Genomic DNA, 16,193 nt, shown 5'->3' on the forward strand with positions numbered 1-16,193 from the left:
GTGTCGTATCCCATGCTCGTAGATTCCCATTGCCACCTCGACCGTCTTGACCTGAGTGCCCACCAGGGCTCCCTCGATGCCGCTTTGCAGGCAGCACGTGAGCGGGGTGTCGGGCATTTTCTGTGCATTGGCGTGAGCGCCGAGAATGCCGGGGCGGTCAAGGCCCTCAGCGAGCAGTACGCCGATGTCGATTGCTCGGTAGGGGTGCATCCGCTGGACCTCGCCCCGGGCGAGACTCCAGCCCTAGAGTGGCTGCTGGGCGAGCTGGCGCATCCACATGTGGTTGCCATCGGCGAAACCGGGCTGGACTACCACTACGAGCCTGAAGCGGCCGAATTGCAGCAGGCCTCGTTCCGCCTGCACCTGGAGGCATCGCGCCAGACCGGCAAGCCGGTGATCGTGCACACCCGTGGGGCCAGGGCCGATACCTTGGCGCTGCTGCGCGAGGCGAATTTGCCCCAGGCCGGTGTATTGCACTGCTTCACCGAGGACTGGGACATGGCCAAGGCAGCCCTGGACCTGGGCTACTACATTTCGTTGTCGGGCATCGTGACCTTCCGCAACGCCGAAGCCTTGCGCGAGGTTGCCCGGCAGGTGCCGTTCGATCGCTTGCTGGTGGAAACCGATTCTCCCTACCTGGCGCCAATCCCGCACCGTGGCAAGCCAAACCTGCCGCAGTACGTGCGCGAGGTGGCCGAGTACGTGGCCTCCTTGCGTGGCGTCAGCTACGAGCAACTGGCCAGCCAGACCACCGCCAACTTCAAGCGGTTGTTCCCGCTGGCCCGAGTCTAGGGCTTTGGTAGGGCGGCGCTCGATCGTCTAGGCGACAAAGATTCCAAGTCAGGCCCCCGGACAAAAAAAACCCGGGTTCTGGGGGGGGAATCCGGGTTAAGACCATTAGGAGTAAAACAAAGGTACGCGGTCCCTGAGCACCTTTATTGGCGCGCCACTTGGGGGGGATGCGCCGCGCCAACACTTCAAGTATTGGTCAGGTTTGGCGCAGTGCCAGTGCCTGCTGATCGTTTTTTAAACAGATTTGGAATACGTCCGCCTTCCATTCCTTCTTCAGCGTATGGCCAGTCGCCGCACTTGCTGGATAGCTTCGTCGATCAGTTGTTCTTTGGTGTAGAAATGCGGCGAAAAGCGCACACCGGGGCCGCGTAGGGCACAGATCGTCCGCTGCGCCGAAAGCGCTCGATAAACATCGGCGCTGGCGTGTCCCTGAATACTGAAAGTCACGATGCCGCCCCGTCTTTCCAGGGCCGCCGGGCTGTGCAGGTGTACCCCGGGAATGCTGGCCAGCCCCTGATGCAACTGGTCGATCCGTTGTTGCAGTTGCCGCGCCACCTCATCCATACCGACCTCTTCCAGCAACGACAGGCTTGCTTCCAGCGCGCAGGCGCCCAGCATGTTGGGGCTGCCACACTCGAAGCGTCGCGCGCTGCGCGCCGGCTGCCACTGTCGGCGTTCGAAGTCACCCAGGTGTTCGAGCATATGCCAGCCATAGGCGTTGAGCCTGAGGCGCGGGCGTAATGCCGCGCGACAATAGAACACGCCCAGGCCTTCCGGGCCCAGCATCCACTTGTGGCCATCGGCCATGGCGAAATCGCATTGATAGTTCTGCACGTCGAAGGGCAGGGCGCCGATGTGCTGGATGGCATCGACACAAAACAGCACATCGCGCGCCTGGCAGCCCTGGCCCAGGCGCGCCAGGTCCAGGCGCAAGCCGCTGCCGAACTGCACGGCGCTGACCGCCAGCAAGCGCGTGCGCGGGCTGCAGGCGCCCAACAGCGAAGACTCCGGGTCGGTCCCGGCAAGGCTTACCTGAATCACCTCCACACCGCGATCGGCCAACGCCTCCCACACGACCCTGTTGGAGGGAAACTCCTCGTCGCTGATCACGACCTGGTCGCCCGCCTGCCAGTCGAGGCCGAAAGCAACCAGCGAAAGGGCTTGCGAGGTGTTCTTGACCAGGGCAATGTCAGCACGCGATGGGGCGTTGATCAGGCGGGCCAGGCGTTCGCGCAGGCGCCGCTCGGTGGCCAGCCATGCCGGGTACTCGCTGGCGCCCAGGTTGACGTTGTCACGCGCGAAGCGTGCCACTGCTTCACTGGCCCGACGCGGCCAGGGGGCGATGGCCGCATGGTTCAGGTAGCGCAGTCCCGGGGCCTGTTCGAACTCATCGTGAAACATAGACATGGTTGGAAGATCCGTGCAATTTGCTGCAAGTTAGGCATAATAAACCGCTTCGATTGTCATCCAGTCCTTCCTATGCAGAAAGAACCTCGTAAGGTCCGTGAGTTTCGCCGTCGCGAACAGGAAATCCTCGACACTGCACTCAAGCTGTTTCTCGAACAGGGTGAAGATAGCGTCACCGTCGAGATGATCGCTGATGCCGTGGGTATCGGCAAAGGCACGATCTACAAGCATTTCAAGTCCAAGGCGGAGATTTACCTGCGCCTGATGCTCGACTACGAGCGTGATTTGAACGCGCTGTTGCATTCGGCCGATGTCGACCGCGACAAGGAGGCGCTGTCGCGCGCCTACTTCGAGTTCCGCATGCGCGATCCGCAACGGTATCGGTTATTCGACCGCCTGGAGGAAAAGGTGGTCAAGGGCAATCAGGTGCCCGAGATGGTCGAGGAGTTGCACAGCATCCGCGCCTCGAACTTCGACCGCCTGACCCAGCTGATCAAGGGCCGCATCAGCGAAGGCAAGCTCGAAGACGTGCCGCCGTACTTCCACTACTGCGCCGCCTGGGCACTGGTTCACGGCGCCGTGGCGCTGTACCACTCGCCGTTCTGGAGCAATGTGCTGGAGGACCAGGAAGGGTTCTTCCAGTTCCTCATGGACATCGGCGTGCGCATGGGCAACAAGCGCAAGCGCGACCCAGAAGCGACCAACTGAAGGCTTTCATTGACTCGAATTGAGGCCGGCATCGAGCAGGGGCTTGCAAAAACCTGAATTTTGAGTCAGGTTTTGCCGGCCCCGATTCATCCATGCCGGAGTCATTCATGATCGTCGATCGTCAAGGCAGGCGTTTTCGCAACCTGCGCGTCAGCCTGACAGCTGCTTGCAACTATGCCTGCAGCTATTGCGTGCCTGACGGCAAGCGCCTGGTGGCGGCCCAGGATGAACTGACGGCCGAGGCGTTGACCCGCGGTGTGGCCTACCTGATCGAGACCGCCGGTATCGAGCGCCTGCGCATCACCGGCGGCGAGCCTCTGGTAAGCCCGAGGTTGGATGCTTTCCTTGCCGGCGTCGCCAAACTCGACCTTGAAGACATCACCCTGACCACCAATGGCCAGCTGCTCTCGCGCAAGTTGCCGCAACTGCTGGCGGCCGGCATTCGCCGCCTGAACGTTTCACTCGATACCCTCGACCCCCATTCCTTCCGCCGTATCGCCCGCGGCGGCGACCTGGCCAGCGTGCTCGCCGGCATGCAGCAGGCCCAGGGCATGGGCATGCAGATCAAGGTGAACATGGTGCCGATGCGGGGGCAGAACCTGGACCAGGTGCTGCCAATGCTCGATTACTGCCTTGAACGCGGCTTTGAGCTGCGCTTCATCGAGCTGATGCGCATGGGCCACCTGGCTCGCGATCACAATGCGTTCCTGCAGCAGTTCGTGGGGCTTGACCATTTGCTCGCCCTGATCGGCCAGGCCCACGATTACCAGCAGGCCCCGGCACCCCTGGATGCCACCGCGCTGCGCTACCAGATCCCCGGCAAGGGCCATTTCGGTGTAATCGCCAATGAAAGCGTGCCGTTCTGCCGTACTTGTTCGCGCTTGCGGCTGTCGTCCACCGGTTGGCTGCATGGCTGCCTGTCGTCGAGCAATCGTCACTTTGTCGGCGATCTGCTGGAAAAGCCACGTCACGAGGCACTGCCTGCGTTGCAGCGCTTGCTGGTCAAGGCCTTGGCCGATAAGCAGGAGCTGGCGTTTTCCGGGGGCGTGACGGTGATGAAGGTGATCGGCGGCTGATCTGGCGCAAAAGCTGCATCCGCCAGCTATTCGCCGGTTTTTCGTCGCCGGCCATTGGAGGAAAGATGCGTAGCCTGGTCTTGCCCCTGGCGCTGTTGGCGCTGGGTGGCTGCATGAATGTCAGCGATATGGGCGAAGGCGTCCGTTATCACATGAGCGATGCCGGCCTGCTGGACCACAGCGATACTCGCCGCTCCCTGTCGATTCGCCTGCAGCCCGACTCGTTCATCTTCATTGGCCAGGGCGCCTTCGTGCCGCCGGGTAAAGGCCCGCTGCCGCAGCAGAACGTGGTGGCCGAAGAGGCGTTCAAGAGTTTCGTCGAGTACTTCCCGCTGGTGCGTCGCGCCCAGGGGCCACTGGGCCTGGAGGAAGCGATTGCCGAGGCGCGTGCGGTCGGTGCCGACTACGTGCTGTATACCCGTTTCGCGCGCACCGACGACCGTATTGGCAACGGCGATGAATGGTATGACGAACAGGCGGTCGATCGCGTCGGCTGGGATACGGGGGTCGTACAGATGATGCTGATCGAAACCAGTACCCGTTACCTGATCGATACCGCACGAATCAAGAGCCGTGGCGGATTGTTGACGTTCCACGACAATTCGCCCCAGGATTTGCTTGGCGCACCCATGCGCGAGTACGCTCGTAGCCTTCTGGGCATGAGTGAGTGAGGCGAGCGCGATGACGGATTCCGGCAAGGCCAATGATCTACTGGCACAGATACCCAAGCACAAGGGCCTGCCGCCGGTGCAACTGTGGAATCCGGACTTCTGTGGCGACATCGACATGCGCATTGCCCGTGACGGTACCTGGTACTACCTGGGTACGCCGATCGGTCGCAAGCCGATGGTGCGCTTGTTCTCCACGATCATCCGTCGTGATGGGGACGACTACTTCCTGATCACGCCGGTCGAGAAGGTGGGTATCCGTGTCGACGATGCACCTTTCGTTGCCGTGACCCTGGACGTGCAGGGCAGTGGTGAGCAACAGGTGCTGAGCTTTACCAGTAATGTCGAGGACCAGGTCGAGGCGGGCCCGGCTAATCCTTTGCGGGTGGAGATCGATCCCGTCACCCAGGAGCCGTCACCGTATGTGCTGATGCGCACAAATCTCGAAGCGTTGATCCATCGCAATGTGTTCTACCAGATGGTCGAGCTGGCGGTCCCGCGAGTCATTGATGGCGAACAATGGCTGGGTGTCTGGAGCCATGGCGAGTTCTATCCCATCGGGCGTGATTGCTGAAACCCTGGGGGCTTGGAAGCGGCCCCCTGCTTTTTCCCTGAATTGGCCGTTTGCCTCTCGTGGCCCCGGGCCTAACCTGCAGGCAGTTGCCAATCAGGAGAAGCCCCATGAAACCTTCGTATCTTCCTTTTGCCATGCTGTTCAGCATCGGCTTGCTCGCTGGTCAATCCAATGCCTGGGCGCACGGTGACGTGCCTGACCAGGTCAAGGTCCTGCAGGAAAAACAGCCTTCGAATGCACCCGGCAAGCAAGCGGTGATGCTTACCGTCAGCTATGCGCCCGGCCAGGCTTCGCCCGCCCACCAGCATCCCGGTGCGGTAATGGCCTATGTGCTGGAAGGGGCAGTGGTATCAAAGCTCAATGATGAGCAGGAAAAGACCTACAAGACGGGTGATTACTGGTACGAAGCGCCAGGCACCGTGCACAGCGTGTCGCGCAACGCCAGCAAGACCAAGCCTGCCAAGTTGCTGGTCTGGAGCCTGGTGGATGAAGGCAAGCCCGTGACGTTGCCCTTGGCGCAATGAAGCACCCCGCCGCGAACGGCGGGGGTGGTCATGGCTAGAGCAAGGCTTGCACGGCGTTGACCAGCTCGGGGTCCAGTACCTGGCTGGGTGCGACTTGCACGCTCTGGGTGTAGAAGGGCGGCAGGTTCAGCGCCAGTTGCGCGACCGCCTGCGCCGTGGTGCCGTCTGGCAGCAGGACATATTGCAGATTGGAGGGGAACGACTGCGGTACGGCGCCCTCCATGGTCGAGCCGTACGCGCCGAAGGTCATCACCGCCTGGCTGGTGCTCGGGTCGGGGATGTAGAGGAAAACAAAGGTGCCGTACTTGGGGTGGGTCAAGTAATCATTGGCCTGCTGGCGAACCACGGGGTCTGCGTCGTTCATCAGGGTCCAGCGCATGATCGCGTAGTTGCGCGTGGTCTCCATGAACGCGGTACGGATGGGCGACTGGTTTTCCACCCCGCCCAGGCAGGCCAGCAGGTTACCGAACGGGTCGAGCAAGGCCACGGCATTTGGCGTGTCGGCCTGCTGGGCGGTTTCAATGAGCGGCTTTGCCAGTTCCTGGCCCGGCATGCGCGGGTTCGTGCTCTTGACCTGCAGCGCCCAAGGGCTCAACGCGCTGAGCGCCTGGCGCACTTTGCTATTGGCAGGCAAGGTGGTCGGGTCTTTCAGCTCGGAAGGCGCAAGGCCGCTGTTGTTACTCGCCGCACGCACCGTGTTGACGCTGGCATCGAATACGCTACCGGTGAGGGTGAAGGCTGCCGCGTCTATCGATTGGCCGGCATAAATCGGCCCCTGCGAGCCTTGGTAGGCGCGGCCGATGGGCGCATCGACGGCGTAGTAGCCCCACGTATCCTGAGCCTGTTGGCGCACAGCGGGCGGCAGCGTCGGGAAATCGAACTGGCTGTTGTAGTTGATCCCGGCATAGGTATCGATGGCGCTGACCGCCACGTTGAAACCTGCGGTCAGCAACGAGCCTGCGCACATTGCGCAGGGGTCCAGGGTTGTCACGACGGTCAGTTGCTGTGGGGGTGGCAGGTTGCGTGACTGCCGGTTGGCGAAGTACCAGTCGACCAGTTGTCGCTCGCCATGGGCGGTCGGGTCATGGGGCAGGAAGGGCGGTTGTACGGTGCTGCCGGGGAAGGGCATCAGCACGTTGTTGTGCAAGGCGGCCAGTACGTTGCCGGTCTGGTTGTCGACGATGCAGCCGCCGACCGCGAAGGTGCTTTGCTGGCTGGCCAGGATGGCTTGGTTGGCGACCAGCTCCACGGCCTGTTGGGCATTCTGGATGGTGTCCATGATGACTCCCTGTCGATGAGCGCGCGATGCGCTTGTAAACGATAGAGCAGGGCATGGGGAACACAAGAACGCCAAAAACAAAAAACCTCCAGTGCTCACGCAACTGGAGGTTTTTCAGTGTTTGGCTCCGCGACCTGGACTCGAACCAGGGACCCAATGATTAACAGTCATTTGCTCTACCGACTGAGCTATCGCGGAATCTGCATATATCTTACTGATTGCCAGAGGCAAGTCAACCCACCTCTGGCAATTCAATCAGCTAAATCAAGCAGTTACAGCACTTCGACGATGGCCTTGGTGACCACGTGGATGTTGCTCTGGTTCAGCGCGGCAACGGCGATGCGGCCGGTGTCCAGCGCGTAGATGCCGAACTCGTTCTTCAGGCGAGCCACCTGCTCGACGGTCAGGCCCGAGTAGGAGAACATGCCCGCCTGGCGGCCGACGAAGCTGAAGTCGCGCTTGGCGCCGTATTCGGCCAGCAGCTCGACCATCTGCTTGCGCATACCGTGGATGCGCACGCGCATCTCGGCCAGCTCCGCTTCCCACATCTGGCGCAGTTCGTCGCTGTTGAGCACGGTGGCGACGATGGTCGCGCCGTGGGTCGGCGGGTTGGAGTAGGTGGTGCGGATCACGCGCTTGACCTGGGACAGCACGCGGGTGCTTTCGTCCTTGGAGGCGGTGACGATCGACAGCGCACCGACGCGCTCGCCGTACAGCGAGAACGACTTGGAGAACGAGCTGGAAACGAAGAACTCCAGGCCGGATTCGGCGAACAGGCGCACGGCGAAGGCGTCTTCGGCGATGCCGTCACCAAAGCCCTGGTAGGCCATGTCGAGGAACGGCACGTGGCCCTTGGCCTTGACCACTTCCAGGACGTTTTTCCAGTCGTCCAGGCCCAGGTCTACGCCAGTCGGGTTGTGGCAGCAGGCGTGCAGCACGACGATCGAGCCGGACGGCAGGTTGTTCAGGTCCTCGAGCATGCCGGCGCGGTTGACGTCGTTGCTCGGCGCGTCGTAGTAGCGGTAGTTCTGCACCGGGAAGCCGGCGGTCTCGAACAGCGCACGGTGGTTTTCCCAGCTCGGGTCGCTGATGGCCACCACGGCATTGGGCGACAGGCGCTTGAGGAAGTCGGCGCCGATCTTCAGAGCACCGGTGCCGCCAACGGCCTGCACGGTCACCACGCGGCCAGCGGCCAGCAGTGGCGATTCGGCGCCGAAGATCAGTTTCTGTACAGCCTGGTCGTAGGTGGCGATACCGTCGATCGGCAGGTAGCCGCGCGAGGCGTGCTGGGCGGCACGCTGGGTTTCGGCTTCGATCACGGCGCGCAGCAGCGGAATGCGGCCTTCCTCATTGCAGTAGACGCCCACGCCCAGGTTCACCTTGTCGGTACGCGGGTCGGCGTTGAATGCTTCGTTGAGGCCCAGAATAGGGTCGCGGGGTGCCAGCTCTACAGCGGAAAACAGGCTCATTGTTACCTTGGCTCTGAATGGAGAGTGATAGGACGTACACGCTCCAGCCGAATGCACTGAAGCGGTGCACAAACGGGGAGTCAGTATAGTGATACCGATCGGTCACGGCGACACTGTGACGCAGCTTTTCAGATAATTTGCGCAAATATTTTTCGACCATTGGTCGAATTGCCAGGTCCATCGCAATAGGCGCTCACAGCTTGGCCTTGAATCCGGCACCGGCAGGGCGCATTTGGGTATAGACTACTGGCTAAATTTACAGTTGCTGCAATGCCGCGAGGTCCGTCATGTCCGAGTTCCAGCTCGTCACCCGTTTTCAGCCGGCCGGCGACCAACCCGAGGCCATCCGCCAGATGGTCGAAGGCATCGACGCCGGCCTGTCGCACCAGACCCTGCTCGGGGTGACCGGTTCGGGCAAGACCTTCAGCATCGCCAACGTCATTCAGCAGGTGCAGCGGCCGACCTTGGTGCTGGCGCCAAACAAGACGCTGGCGGCGCAGTTGTATGGCGAGTTCAAGGCGTTCTTCCCAAACAACGCGGTGGAGTATTTCGTCTCCTATTACGACTACTACCAACCCGAAGCCTACGTGCCGTCGTCGGACACCTTCATCGAGAAGGACGCTTCGATCAACGACCACATCGAGCAGATGCGCCTGTCGGCGACCAAGGCGCTGCTGGAACGGCGCGATGCGATCATCGTCACCACGGTGTCGTGCATCTACGGCTTGGGCAGCCCCGAGACCTACCTGAAGATGGTGCTGCACGTCGACCGTGGCGACAAGCTCGACCAGCGCGCACTGCTGCGCCGCCTGGCTGACCTGCAGTACACCCGCAACGAAATGGATTTCGCCCGCGCCACGTTCCGTGTGCGCGGCGACGTGATCGACATCTTCCCGGCGGAATCCGACCTCGAAGCCATCCGTATCGAGCTGTTCGACGATGAGGTAGAGAACATCGCGGCGTTCGACCCGCTGACGGGCGAGGTCTTCCGCAAGTTGCCGCGCTTCACCTTCTACCCCAAGAGTCACTACGTCACCCCGCGCGAGACCCTGCTGGAGGCGGTGGAGGGCATCAAGGTCGAACTCAAGGACCGCCTGGAATACTTGCACAAGGCCAACAAGCTGGTAGAAGCCCAGCGCCTGGAGCAACGTACCCGCTTCGATCTGGAGATGATCCTCGAGCTGGGTTACTGCAACGGCATCGAGAACTACTCGCGCTATCTGTCCGGGCGACCGGCCGGGGCGCCACCGCCAACGCTGTACGATTACCTGCCTGCGGATGCGCTGCTGGTAATCGACGAATCCCACGTCAGCGTGCCGCAGGTGGGTGCCATGTACAAAGGCGACCGCTCGCGCAAGGAAACCCTGGTGGAGTACGGCTTCCGCCTGCCCTCGGCGCTGGACAACCGTCCCATGCGCTTCGACGAATGGGAGTCGGTGAGCCCGCAGACGATCTTCGTCTCGGCCACCCCGGGGCCCTATGAAGCGGAACATGCCGGGCGGGTGGTCGAGCAGGTGGTGCGCCCCACCGGTCTGGTCGATCCGCAGGTCGAAGTGCGCCCGGCGCTGACCCAGGTCGACGACCTGCTGTCGGAGATTCGCAAGCGCGTCGGTCAGGGCGAGCGGGTGCTGGCGACCACGCTGACCAAGCGCATGGCCGAGGACCTCTCCGACTACCTGGCCGACCACGATGTGCGGGTGCGCTACCTGCACTCGGACATCGACACCGTGGAACGGGTAGAGATCATTCGCGACCTGCGCCTGGGTACCTTCGACGTGCTGGTGGGTATCAACCTGCTGCGCGAGGGCCTGGACATGCCCGAGGTGTCGTTGGTGGCGATTCTCGATGCCGACAAGGAAGGCTTCCTGCGCTCAGAGCGCTCACTGATCCAGACCATCGGTCGCGCCGCGCGTAACCTCAATGGCCGGGCCATCCTCTACGCCGACCAGATGACGGGTTCGATGCAGCGGGCCATCGATGAGACCGAACGGCGTCGGGAGAAGCAGGTCGCGTTCAACCTGGCCAATGGCATTGTGCCCAAGGGGGTGGTCAAGGACATCACCGATATCATGGAAGGCGCCACTGTGCCGGGGGCGCGTAGCAAGAAGCGCAAGGGCATGGCCAAGGCTGCGGAGGAGGCCGCCCGGTACGAGGCCGAGTTGCGCACGCCGGGTGAGATCACCAAGCGCATCAAGCAGCTCGAAGAGAAGATGATGCAGTTTGCCCGTGACCTGGAGTTCGAGGCGGCGGCGCAGTTGCGTGACGAGATTACCCAGCTTCGGGAGCGGTTGATTACCAGCTGACTTGCTGCGTCTGCACTGGCCCTATCGCCGGCAAGCCGGCTCCCACAGGTGCTGCACAAGCCTTTGAAGCTGTGCTGTCCCTGTGGTGCCCCCATAGGTGCTGCACAAGTCTTTGAAGCTGTGCTGTCCCTGTGGTGCCCCCATAGGTACTGCACAAGTCTTTGAAGCTGTGCTGTCCCTGTGGGAGCCGGCTTGCCGGCGATAGGGCCGCTACAGGCTAGTGAACCTCCCCAGCCTTCAATCCCTCCGGCAGCTTGCGCGTCAACAGCACCGCCAGCATCCCCACCGCCAACCCGATCCCGACGAAATGGAAGGCATCGTTGTACGCCATGATCAGCGCCTGCTGGTGGGTAATCTCGCTCAACCTGCCCAATGCCGCATTGTCACTGCCCAGCCGTTGCGCCAATTGCGCCAGCCGTTCGGCCACCTGCGGGTTGCTCGGCACCACCGCCTCGCGCAGGTAGTCGAAATACACCTTGGTCCGCGCATCCAGCAAGGTCGCCAGCAAGGCAATGCCGATGGCACCCCCGAGGTTGCGCAGAATGTTGAACAGGCTCGACGCCGACCCGGCATCCTGCGGCTGGATGTACGCCGTGGCGATCAACGAGATGGTCACCATGATCATCGGCTGGCCGAGGGCGCGGACGATCTGGATGTGATTGAACTGCGGCCCGGCAAAATCAGGATTCAGCACGCCAGAACCGAAGCTGGCGACCCCGAACAGGCAGAACCCCAAGGCGCACAGCAGCTTGGGTGAAATCACCTTCATCAACTGTGGCACCAGCGGGATCAGAAACAGCTGTGGCACGCCCATCCACATGATCACCTCACCAATCTGCAAGGCGTTGTAGCCCTGGATCTGGGCCAGGTACAGCGGCAGCAGGTAGATCGACCCGTAAAGCCCCACGCCCATGCCCAGGCTGGCGATGCTCGACAGGCCGAAGTTGCGGTTGCCGAGAATGCGCAGGTTGATCAGCGGGTGCGGCTTGGAAAACTGCAGGATGACGAACGTGATCAAGCTGACCAGGGCCACCGTGCCCAGCCCCACGATCAGGTTCGATTCCAGCCAGTCTTTGCGGTGGCCTTCTTCGAGAAATACCTGCAGGCAGCCCAGGCCCAGGCCCAAGGTGACGATGCCGGCATAGTCGGTGCTTTTCAGCAGTTCCCAATGCGATTCTTTCTTTTCCAGCCCGTAGAGCAGGCCGGCGATCATCAACAGACCAGGCGGGATGTTGATGTAGAAAATGTACTCCCAGCCCCAGTTTTCGGTCAGCCAACCACCCAGGGTCGGGCCGATCGACGGGGCGAAGGTAGCGGTCATGGCGAACATGGCCATGCCCTTGGCGCGGTGGTGCTCCGGCAGCTTGATCAAGGTCAGGGTGAAGGCCAGTGGGATCAGTGCGCCGCCGGTAAAGCCCTGCAGGGCGCGGAACACGATCATGCTCTCCAGGTTCCAGGCCATCGAGCAGAGCAGGGAGGCGAACAGAAACCCCGCCGATACCCACACTGCCAGGCGCCGCGCCGACAGCAACTGCACCAGCCAGGCGGTCAGCGGGATCATGATGATCTCCGCTACCAGGTAGGAGGTGGAGATCCACGAACCTTCCTCCAGGGTCGCCGACAGCGCGCCCTGGATGTCCTTGAGCGAGGAGTTGGTGATCTGGATGTCCAGCACCGCCATGAAGGCGCCGAGCATCACGCTCATCACCGCGATCCAGTCGCGCCGGCTCGGTTCGGCCGTGGGCCGCAGGAGTGCGTCACCGGCCATCGTGACCTTCGACTTCGGAGCGCAGGTCGACGGTGGCGGTCACCGACATGCCAGGGCGGATACGGCCATGCAACGGGTTGTCGGCGGCGAAGGTCAACTTCACCGGAATGCGTTGCACCACCTTGGTGAAGTTGCCGGTGGCATTGTCGGGCGGCAGCAGGCTGAATTGCGCGCCGGAAGCGGCAAACAGGCTGTCGACGCGGCCCTTGATCGGGGTGTCGGGGTAGCTGTCGAACAACAGCTCGGCGCGCTGGCCAGGTTGCATGTGACCGATCTGTGTTTCCTTGAAGTTGGCCTGCACCCAGATAGCTTCGTCGGGCACGATCGACAACAGGTAGGCACCGGCCTGCACCACCTGACCATTGCGGGCATTGCGCTGGCCGATGGTGCCGCTGATCGGTGCACGGATTTCGCAGCGGGTCAGGTTCAGTTCGGCCTGCTCCAGTTCGGCGCGTGCATTGGCGATCTGCGCATCGAGGCGCTTGAGCTCGGCAGTGAGGGCGTTGACCTGCTGGCGCTGGCCTTGCAAGTCGGCGCGGGCCTTGTCGACCTGAGAGCTGGCCACATGGTTTTCCGCCGAAAGGGTGGTCACCCGTTCTTCGGATACAAATCCGGGCTTGCGCAGTTTTTCCGCTCGGGTGAGGTCCAGGCGCGAACGGTCGAAGGTCGCCTGGTTGGCTGCAACCTGCGCCTGGCCGGCGGCAATCAGGCTGCCCTGCTGGGTCAGGCGGCTTTGCGCCTGAACCTGTTCGGCTTCACGGGTGGCGAGGGCTGCACGGGCGCGGTCCACGGCCAGCTGGAAATCGGCGACCTCCAGGCGCACCAAGAGCTCTCCCTTGCTGACATGCTGGTTGTCGTCCACCCGCACCTCGTCGATGCGAGCGCCGAGCTGGCTGGAAATGCGCGTGATTTCGCCCTGGACATAGGCGTTGTCGGTGCTTTCGAAGAAGCGGCCCTTGAAGTACCAATGGGCGAGGAAGGCGAGGGCGATGATGGCCACCAGGCTGAAGAAGACCAGTAGGCGGCGTTTGAGTTGAGCAGGCATGAGGACTATCGTTCCAGAAATGTAAGCAAATTTAACAGCGACAGACGGTAAGTCCACAAGTGTCGTTAGCGCCATCGCTGGAGCCGGGTGCCCGCTCCCTGCTAACATCTCGCCTTTGTTTCATCTTTCGTTCGAGACTCTCCATGACCACCGTTCGCACGCGTATCGCGCCATCGCCCACTGGCGACCCCCATGTTGGCACCGCCTACATCGCCCTGTTCAACTACTGCTTTGCCAAGCAGCACGGCGGTGAGTTCATCCTGCGTATCGAAGACACCGACCAACTGCGCTCCACCCGCGAGTCGGAGCAGCAGATCTTCGACGCCTTGCGTTGGCTCGGCATCGAATGGAACGAAGGCCCGGATGTCGGCGGCCCGCACGGCCCGTACCGGCAGAGCGAGCGTGGCGAGATCTACGCCAAGTACGCCAAGCAGCTGGTCGATGCCGGCCACGCCTTCTATTGCTTCTGCACCGCCGACGAGCTGGAGCAGATGCGTGCCGAGCAGATGGCCCGTGGTGAAACCCCGCGCTATGACGGCCGCGCCCTGCTGCTGAGCGACGAAGAGGTGCAGCGCCGCCTGGCCGCTGGCGAGCCCCATGTGATCCGCATGAAGGTGCCGAGCGAAGGTATCTGCGTGGTTCCGGACATGCTCCGCGGCGACGTCGAGATCCCATGGGACCGCATGGACATGCAGGTGCTGATGAAGAACGACGGCCTGCCGACGTACTTCCTGGCCAACGTGGTCGACGACCACCTGATGGGCATCACCCACGTGCTGCGCGGCGAAGAATGGCTGCCCTCGGCGCCGAAGCTGATCAAGCTGTACGAGTACTTCGGTTGGGAACAACCCAAGCTGTGCTACATGCCGCTGCTGCGTAACCCGGACAAGAGCAAGCTGTCCAAGCGCAAGAACCCGACCTCGGTGACCTTCTACGAGCGCATGGGCTTCATGCCCGAGGCGATGCTCAACTACCTCGGCCGCATGGGCTGGTCGATGCCGGACGAGCGCGAGAAGTTCTCCCTGGCCGAAATGGTCGAGCACTTCGACCTGTCGCGTATCTCCCTGGGCGGCCCGATCTTCGACATCGAGAAGCTGTCGTGGCTCAACGGCCAGTGGTTGCGTGAACTGCCGGTTGAAGAATTCGCTGCGCGGGTGCAGAAGTGGGCGTTCAACAGCGACTACATGATGAAAATCGCCCCGCACGTGCAGGGCCGGGTCGAAACCTTCAGCCAGGTCGCCCCGCTGGGTGGTTTCTTCTTCGAGGGTGCGCTGAAGCTCGACGCCAAGCTGTTCGAGAGCAAGAAGCTGTCCGCCGACCAGGTGCGCCAGGTGATGCAGTTGATCCTGTGGAAGCTGGAAAGCCTGCGTCAGTGGGAAAAAGACCGCATTACCGGCTGCATCCAGGCGGTAGTCGAAGCTTTGGAACTGAAACTGCGTGATGCCATGCCGCTGATGTTCGCCGCGATCACTGGCCAGGCCAGTTCGGTGTCGGTGCTCGATGCCATGGAGATCCTCGGCCCCGACCTGACCCGCTACCGCCTGCGCCAGGCGCTGGATCTGCTCGGCGGCGTGTCGAAGAAAGAAAACAAAGAGTGGGAGAAGCTGCTGGCGAACATCGCCTGATGCAGCGCCGCTGATCTTGTGTAGGAGCGGCCTTGTGTCGCGAAAGGGGCGCAAAGCGCCCCCCAGCGGTTGTGCAAACTTATCGATCGTGGGGCCGCTTCGCGCCCCTTTCGCGACGCAAGGCCGCTCCTACAAGGGCCATGCGCACCGCGAATAGCAGGGGCAGGGCGGTAAGTGATTGTTATCTGGGAAAAAACTTTTGAATATTTTCAAAAATTCGTTTGACAGCCCTGCAATCCGATCTTAATATGCGCCCCGTCCACAGCGATGAACGAAAACGAAACGCCAGGCACCCAGCCGGCGATTCAGTTCAAAGCGACATTGTGGGGCTATAGCTCAGCTGGGAGAGCGCCTGCATGGCATGCAGGAGGTCAGCGGTTCGATCCCGCTTAGCTCCACCAAATTCCGCTTGGCAGCCAAGGCTGGCAAGCAAGACCGGGTCCAGCAACCGGGTCTTGAAGGTAAGAAGGTTCGTCCCCTTCGTCTAGTGGCCTAGGACACCGCCCTTTCACGGCGGTAACAGGGGTTCGAGTCCCCTAGGGGACGCCAGTTTTGCACAAGCGATGTCAGTGATTTCGCTGGGCCGAGAGGCTAGAAATCCGGGGCTATAGCTCAGCTGGGAGAGCGCCTGCATGGCATGCAGGAGGTCAGCGGTTCGATCCCGCTTAGCTCCACCAATTTAGCCAGGGTTCGCGTTTAGCGAATCTTCGCGAAGGTTACGTCCCCTTCGTCTAGTGGCCTAGGACACCGCCCTTTCACGGCGGTAACAGGGGTTCGAGTCCCCTAGGGGACGCCACTTTACCCGCGTTTTGCGGGACTTAAAGAGGCTCATTCGGATTTTGGATGAGCCTTTTGTTTTCGGGGCTATAGCTCAGCTGGGAGAGCGCCTGCATGGCATGCAGGAGGTCAGCGGTTCGATCCCGCTTAGCTCCACCAATTTAGCCAGGGTTCGCGT

General features: G+C 62.0%; 13 protein-coding genes and 6 tRNA genes. 13 read left to right on the forward strand and 6 right to left on the reverse strand.

Annotated elements, in window-relative coordinates; all coding sequences use genetic code 11:
- The first annotated feature begins 12 nt into the window (after nt 1–12).
- Nucleotides 13–792, forward strand: coding sequence for a TatD family hydrolase (locus ACIPZB_RS23235; protein ID WP_400642886.1), 780 nt, complete (start codon nt 13–15; stop codon nt 790–792).
- A gap of 273 nt (nt 793–1,065) precedes the next feature.
- On the opposite strand, the gene ACIPZB_RS23240 is transcribed toward ACIPZB_RS23235, so the two are convergent.
- Nucleotides 1,066–2,199 carry an aminotransferase class V-fold PLP-dependent enzyme gene (locus ACIPZB_RS23240; RefSeq protein ID WP_400642887.1) on the reverse strand — a complete coding sequence of 378 codons (1,134 nt, stop codon included), beginning with the start codon at nt 2,197–2,199 and terminating at the stop codon, nt 1,066–1,068.
- Nucleotides 2,200–2,271: 72 nt separating this feature from the next.
- Between ACIPZB_RS23240 and ACIPZB_RS23245 the strand changes: the two genes are divergently transcribed.
- The 5 genes from ACIPZB_RS23245 (at nt 2,272) to ACIPZB_RS23265 (ending at nt 5,749) form a co-directional block, all read left to right on the forward strand.
- Nucleotides 2,272–2,907, forward strand: a complete 636-nt coding sequence (locus ACIPZB_RS23245) for a TetR/AcrR family transcriptional regulator (RefSeq protein WP_008096393.1) — start codon at nt 2,272–2,274, stop codon at nt 2,905–2,907.
- Between the two features lie 107 nt (nt 2,908–3,014).
- Nucleotides 3,015–3,983 (forward strand): GTP 3',8-cyclase MoaA, encoded by a 969-nt coding sequence (locus tag ACIPZB_RS23250; RefSeq protein WP_400642889.1) that lies wholly within the window; start codon nt 3,015–3,017, stop codon nt 3,981–3,983.
- A 65-nt stretch (nt 3,984–4,048) separates the two neighbouring features.
- A complete protein-coding gene (locus tag ACIPZB_RS23255) occupies nt 4,049–4,654 on the forward strand; it encodes a DUF4823 domain-containing protein (protein WP_400642891.1) in 606 nt (201 codons plus the stop codon).
- A gap of 10 nt (nt 4,655–4,664) precedes the next feature.
- A complete protein-coding gene (locus tag ACIPZB_RS23260; RefSeq protein ID WP_400642892.1) occupies nt 4,665–5,225 on the forward strand; it encodes a DUF1285 domain-containing protein in 561 nt (186 codons plus the stop codon).
- 107 nt (nt 5,226–5,332) lie between these two features.
- A complete protein-coding gene (locus ACIPZB_RS23265) occupies nt 5,333–5,749 on the forward strand; it encodes a cupin domain-containing protein (protein WP_400642893.1) in 417 nt (138 codons plus the stop codon).
- 34 nt (nt 5,750–5,783) lie between these two features.
- Here the strand turns inward: ACIPZB_RS23265 and ACIPZB_RS23270 are convergent, their stop codons facing one another.
- From ACIPZB_RS23270 to ACIPZB_RS23280, 3 genes are all read right to left on the reverse strand, one after another.
- Entirely contained in the window at nt 5,784–7,028 is a 1,245-nt protein-coding gene (locus tag ACIPZB_RS23270; protein ID WP_400642895.1) for a nucleoside deaminase, read from the reverse strand.
- Nucleotides 7,029–7,150: 122 nt separating this feature from the next.
- Nucleotides 7,151–7,226: transfer RNA gene (locus tag ACIPZB_RS23275), tRNA-Asn, on the reverse strand.
- Nucleotides 7,227–7,300: 74 nt separating this feature from the next.
- The gene (locus ACIPZB_RS23280) at nt 7,301–8,497 is read right to left on the reverse strand and encodes an amino acid aminotransferase (RefSeq protein WP_400642896.1); all 1,197 of its coding nucleotides are present in this window, start codon (nt 8,495–8,497) and stop codon (nt 7,301–7,303) included.
- A gap of 287 nt (nt 8,498–8,784) precedes the next feature.
- Between ACIPZB_RS23280 and uvrB the strand changes: the two genes are divergently transcribed.
- Nucleotides 8,785–10,800: an excinuclease ABC subunit UvrB gene (gene uvrB, locus ACIPZB_RS23285; RefSeq protein WP_400642898.1), complete on the forward strand. Its 2,016-nt coding sequence runs from the start codon at nt 8,785–8,787 to the stop codon at nt 10,798–10,800.
- A gap of 217 nt (nt 10,801–11,017) precedes the next feature.
- On the opposite strand, the gene ACIPZB_RS23290 is transcribed toward uvrB, so the two are convergent.
- Nucleotides 11,018–12,508: an MDR family MFS transporter gene (locus ACIPZB_RS23290; protein ID WP_400642915.1), complete on the reverse strand. Its 1,491-nt coding sequence runs from the start codon at nt 12,506–12,508 to the stop codon at nt 11,018–11,020.
- Nucleotides 12,509–12,557: 49 nt separating this feature from the next.
- Entirely contained in the window at nt 12,558–13,613 is a 1,056-nt protein-coding gene (locus ACIPZB_RS23295; protein WP_400642900.1) for an HlyD family secretion protein, read from the reverse strand.
- A gap of 143 nt (nt 13,614–13,756) precedes the next feature.
- Here ACIPZB_RS23295 and gltX point away from each other — a divergent pair, with 143 nt between their 5' ends.
- The 6 genes from gltX to ACIPZB_RS23325 all read left to right on the forward strand — a co-directional run bounded on the left by gltX (nt 13,757) and on the right by ACIPZB_RS23325 (nt 16,174).
- Nucleotides 13,757–15,238: a glutamate--tRNA ligase gene (gltX, locus tag ACIPZB_RS23300; RefSeq protein WP_400642902.1), complete on the forward strand. Its 1,482-nt coding sequence runs from the start codon at nt 13,757–13,759 to the stop codon at nt 15,236–15,238.
- A gap of 325 nt (nt 15,239–15,563) precedes the next feature.
- Nucleotides 15,564–15,639: transfer RNA gene (locus ACIPZB_RS23305), tRNA-Ala, on the forward strand.
- 72 nt (nt 15,640–15,711) lie between these two features.
- Nucleotides 15,712–15,787 (forward strand) — tRNA-Glu (locus ACIPZB_RS23310).
- Nucleotides 15,788–15,839: 52 nt separating this feature from the next.
- Nucleotides 15,840–15,915: transfer RNA gene (locus ACIPZB_RS23315), tRNA-Ala, on the forward strand.
- Between the two features lie 43 nt (nt 15,916–15,958).
- Nucleotides 15,959–16,034: transfer RNA gene (locus ACIPZB_RS23320), tRNA-Glu, on the forward strand.
- A 64-nt stretch (nt 16,035–16,098) separates the two neighbouring features.
- Nucleotides 16,099–16,174: transfer RNA gene (locus ACIPZB_RS23325), tRNA-Ala, on the forward strand.
- Nucleotides 16,175–16,193: the final 19 nt, after the last annotated feature.

This window comes from Pseudomonas sp. NPDC089396 (assembly GCF_044749545.1).
Lineage (GTDB): Bacteria > Pseudomonadota > Gammaproteobacteria > Pseudomonadales > Pseudomonadaceae > Aquipseudomonas.

What these genes read in the sequence shown, in the direction of transcription:
- ACIPZB_RS23295 (WP_400642900.1), bottom strand. Translation starts at nt 13,613, where the DNA reads ATGCCTGCTCAACTCAAACGCCGCCTACTGGTCTTCTTCAGCCTGGTG.
- ACIPZB_RS23260 (WP_400642892.1), top strand. Translation starts at nt 4,665, where the DNA reads ATGACGGATTCCGGCAAGGCCAATGATCTACTGGCACAGATACCCAAG.
- ACIPZB_RS23245 (WP_008096393.1), top strand. Translation starts at nt 2,272, where the DNA reads ATGCAGAAAGAACCTCGTAAGGTCCGTGAGTTTCGCCGTCGCGAACAG.
- ACIPZB_RS23240 (WP_400642887.1), bottom strand. Translation starts at nt 2,199, where the DNA reads ATGTCTATGTTTCACGATGAGTTCGAACAGGCCCCGGGACTGCGCTAC.
- ACIPZB_RS23235 (WP_400642886.1), top strand. Translation starts at nt 13, where the DNA reads ATGCTCGTAGATTCCCATTGCCACCTCGACCGTCTTGACCTGAGTGCC.
- ACIPZB_RS23280 (WP_400642896.1), bottom strand. Translation starts at nt 8,497, where the DNA reads ATGAGCCTGTTTTCCGCTGTAGAGCTGGCACCCCGCGACCCTATTCTG.
- uvrB (WP_400642898.1), top strand. Translation starts at nt 8,785, where the DNA reads ATGTCCGAGTTCCAGCTCGTCACCCGTTTTCAGCCGGCCGGCGACCAA.
- ACIPZB_RS23270 (WP_400642895.1), bottom strand. Translation starts at nt 7,028, where the DNA reads ATGGACACCATCCAGAATGCCCAACAGGCCGTGGAGCTGGTCGCCAAC.
- ACIPZB_RS23250 (WP_400642889.1), top strand. Translation starts at nt 3,015, where the DNA reads ATGATCGTCGATCGTCAAGGCAGGCGTTTTCGCAACCTGCGCGTCAGC.
- ACIPZB_RS23255 (WP_400642891.1), top strand. Translation starts at nt 4,049, where the DNA reads ATGCGTAGCCTGGTCTTGCCCCTGGCGCTGTTGGCGCTGGGTGGCTGC.
- gltX (WP_400642902.1), top strand. Translation starts at nt 13,757, where the DNA reads ATGACCACCGTTCGCACGCGTATCGCGCCATCGCCCACTGGCGACCCC.
- ACIPZB_RS23265 (WP_400642893.1), top strand. Translation starts at nt 5,333, where the DNA reads ATGAAACCTTCGTATCTTCCTTTTGCCATGCTGTTCAGCATCGGCTTG.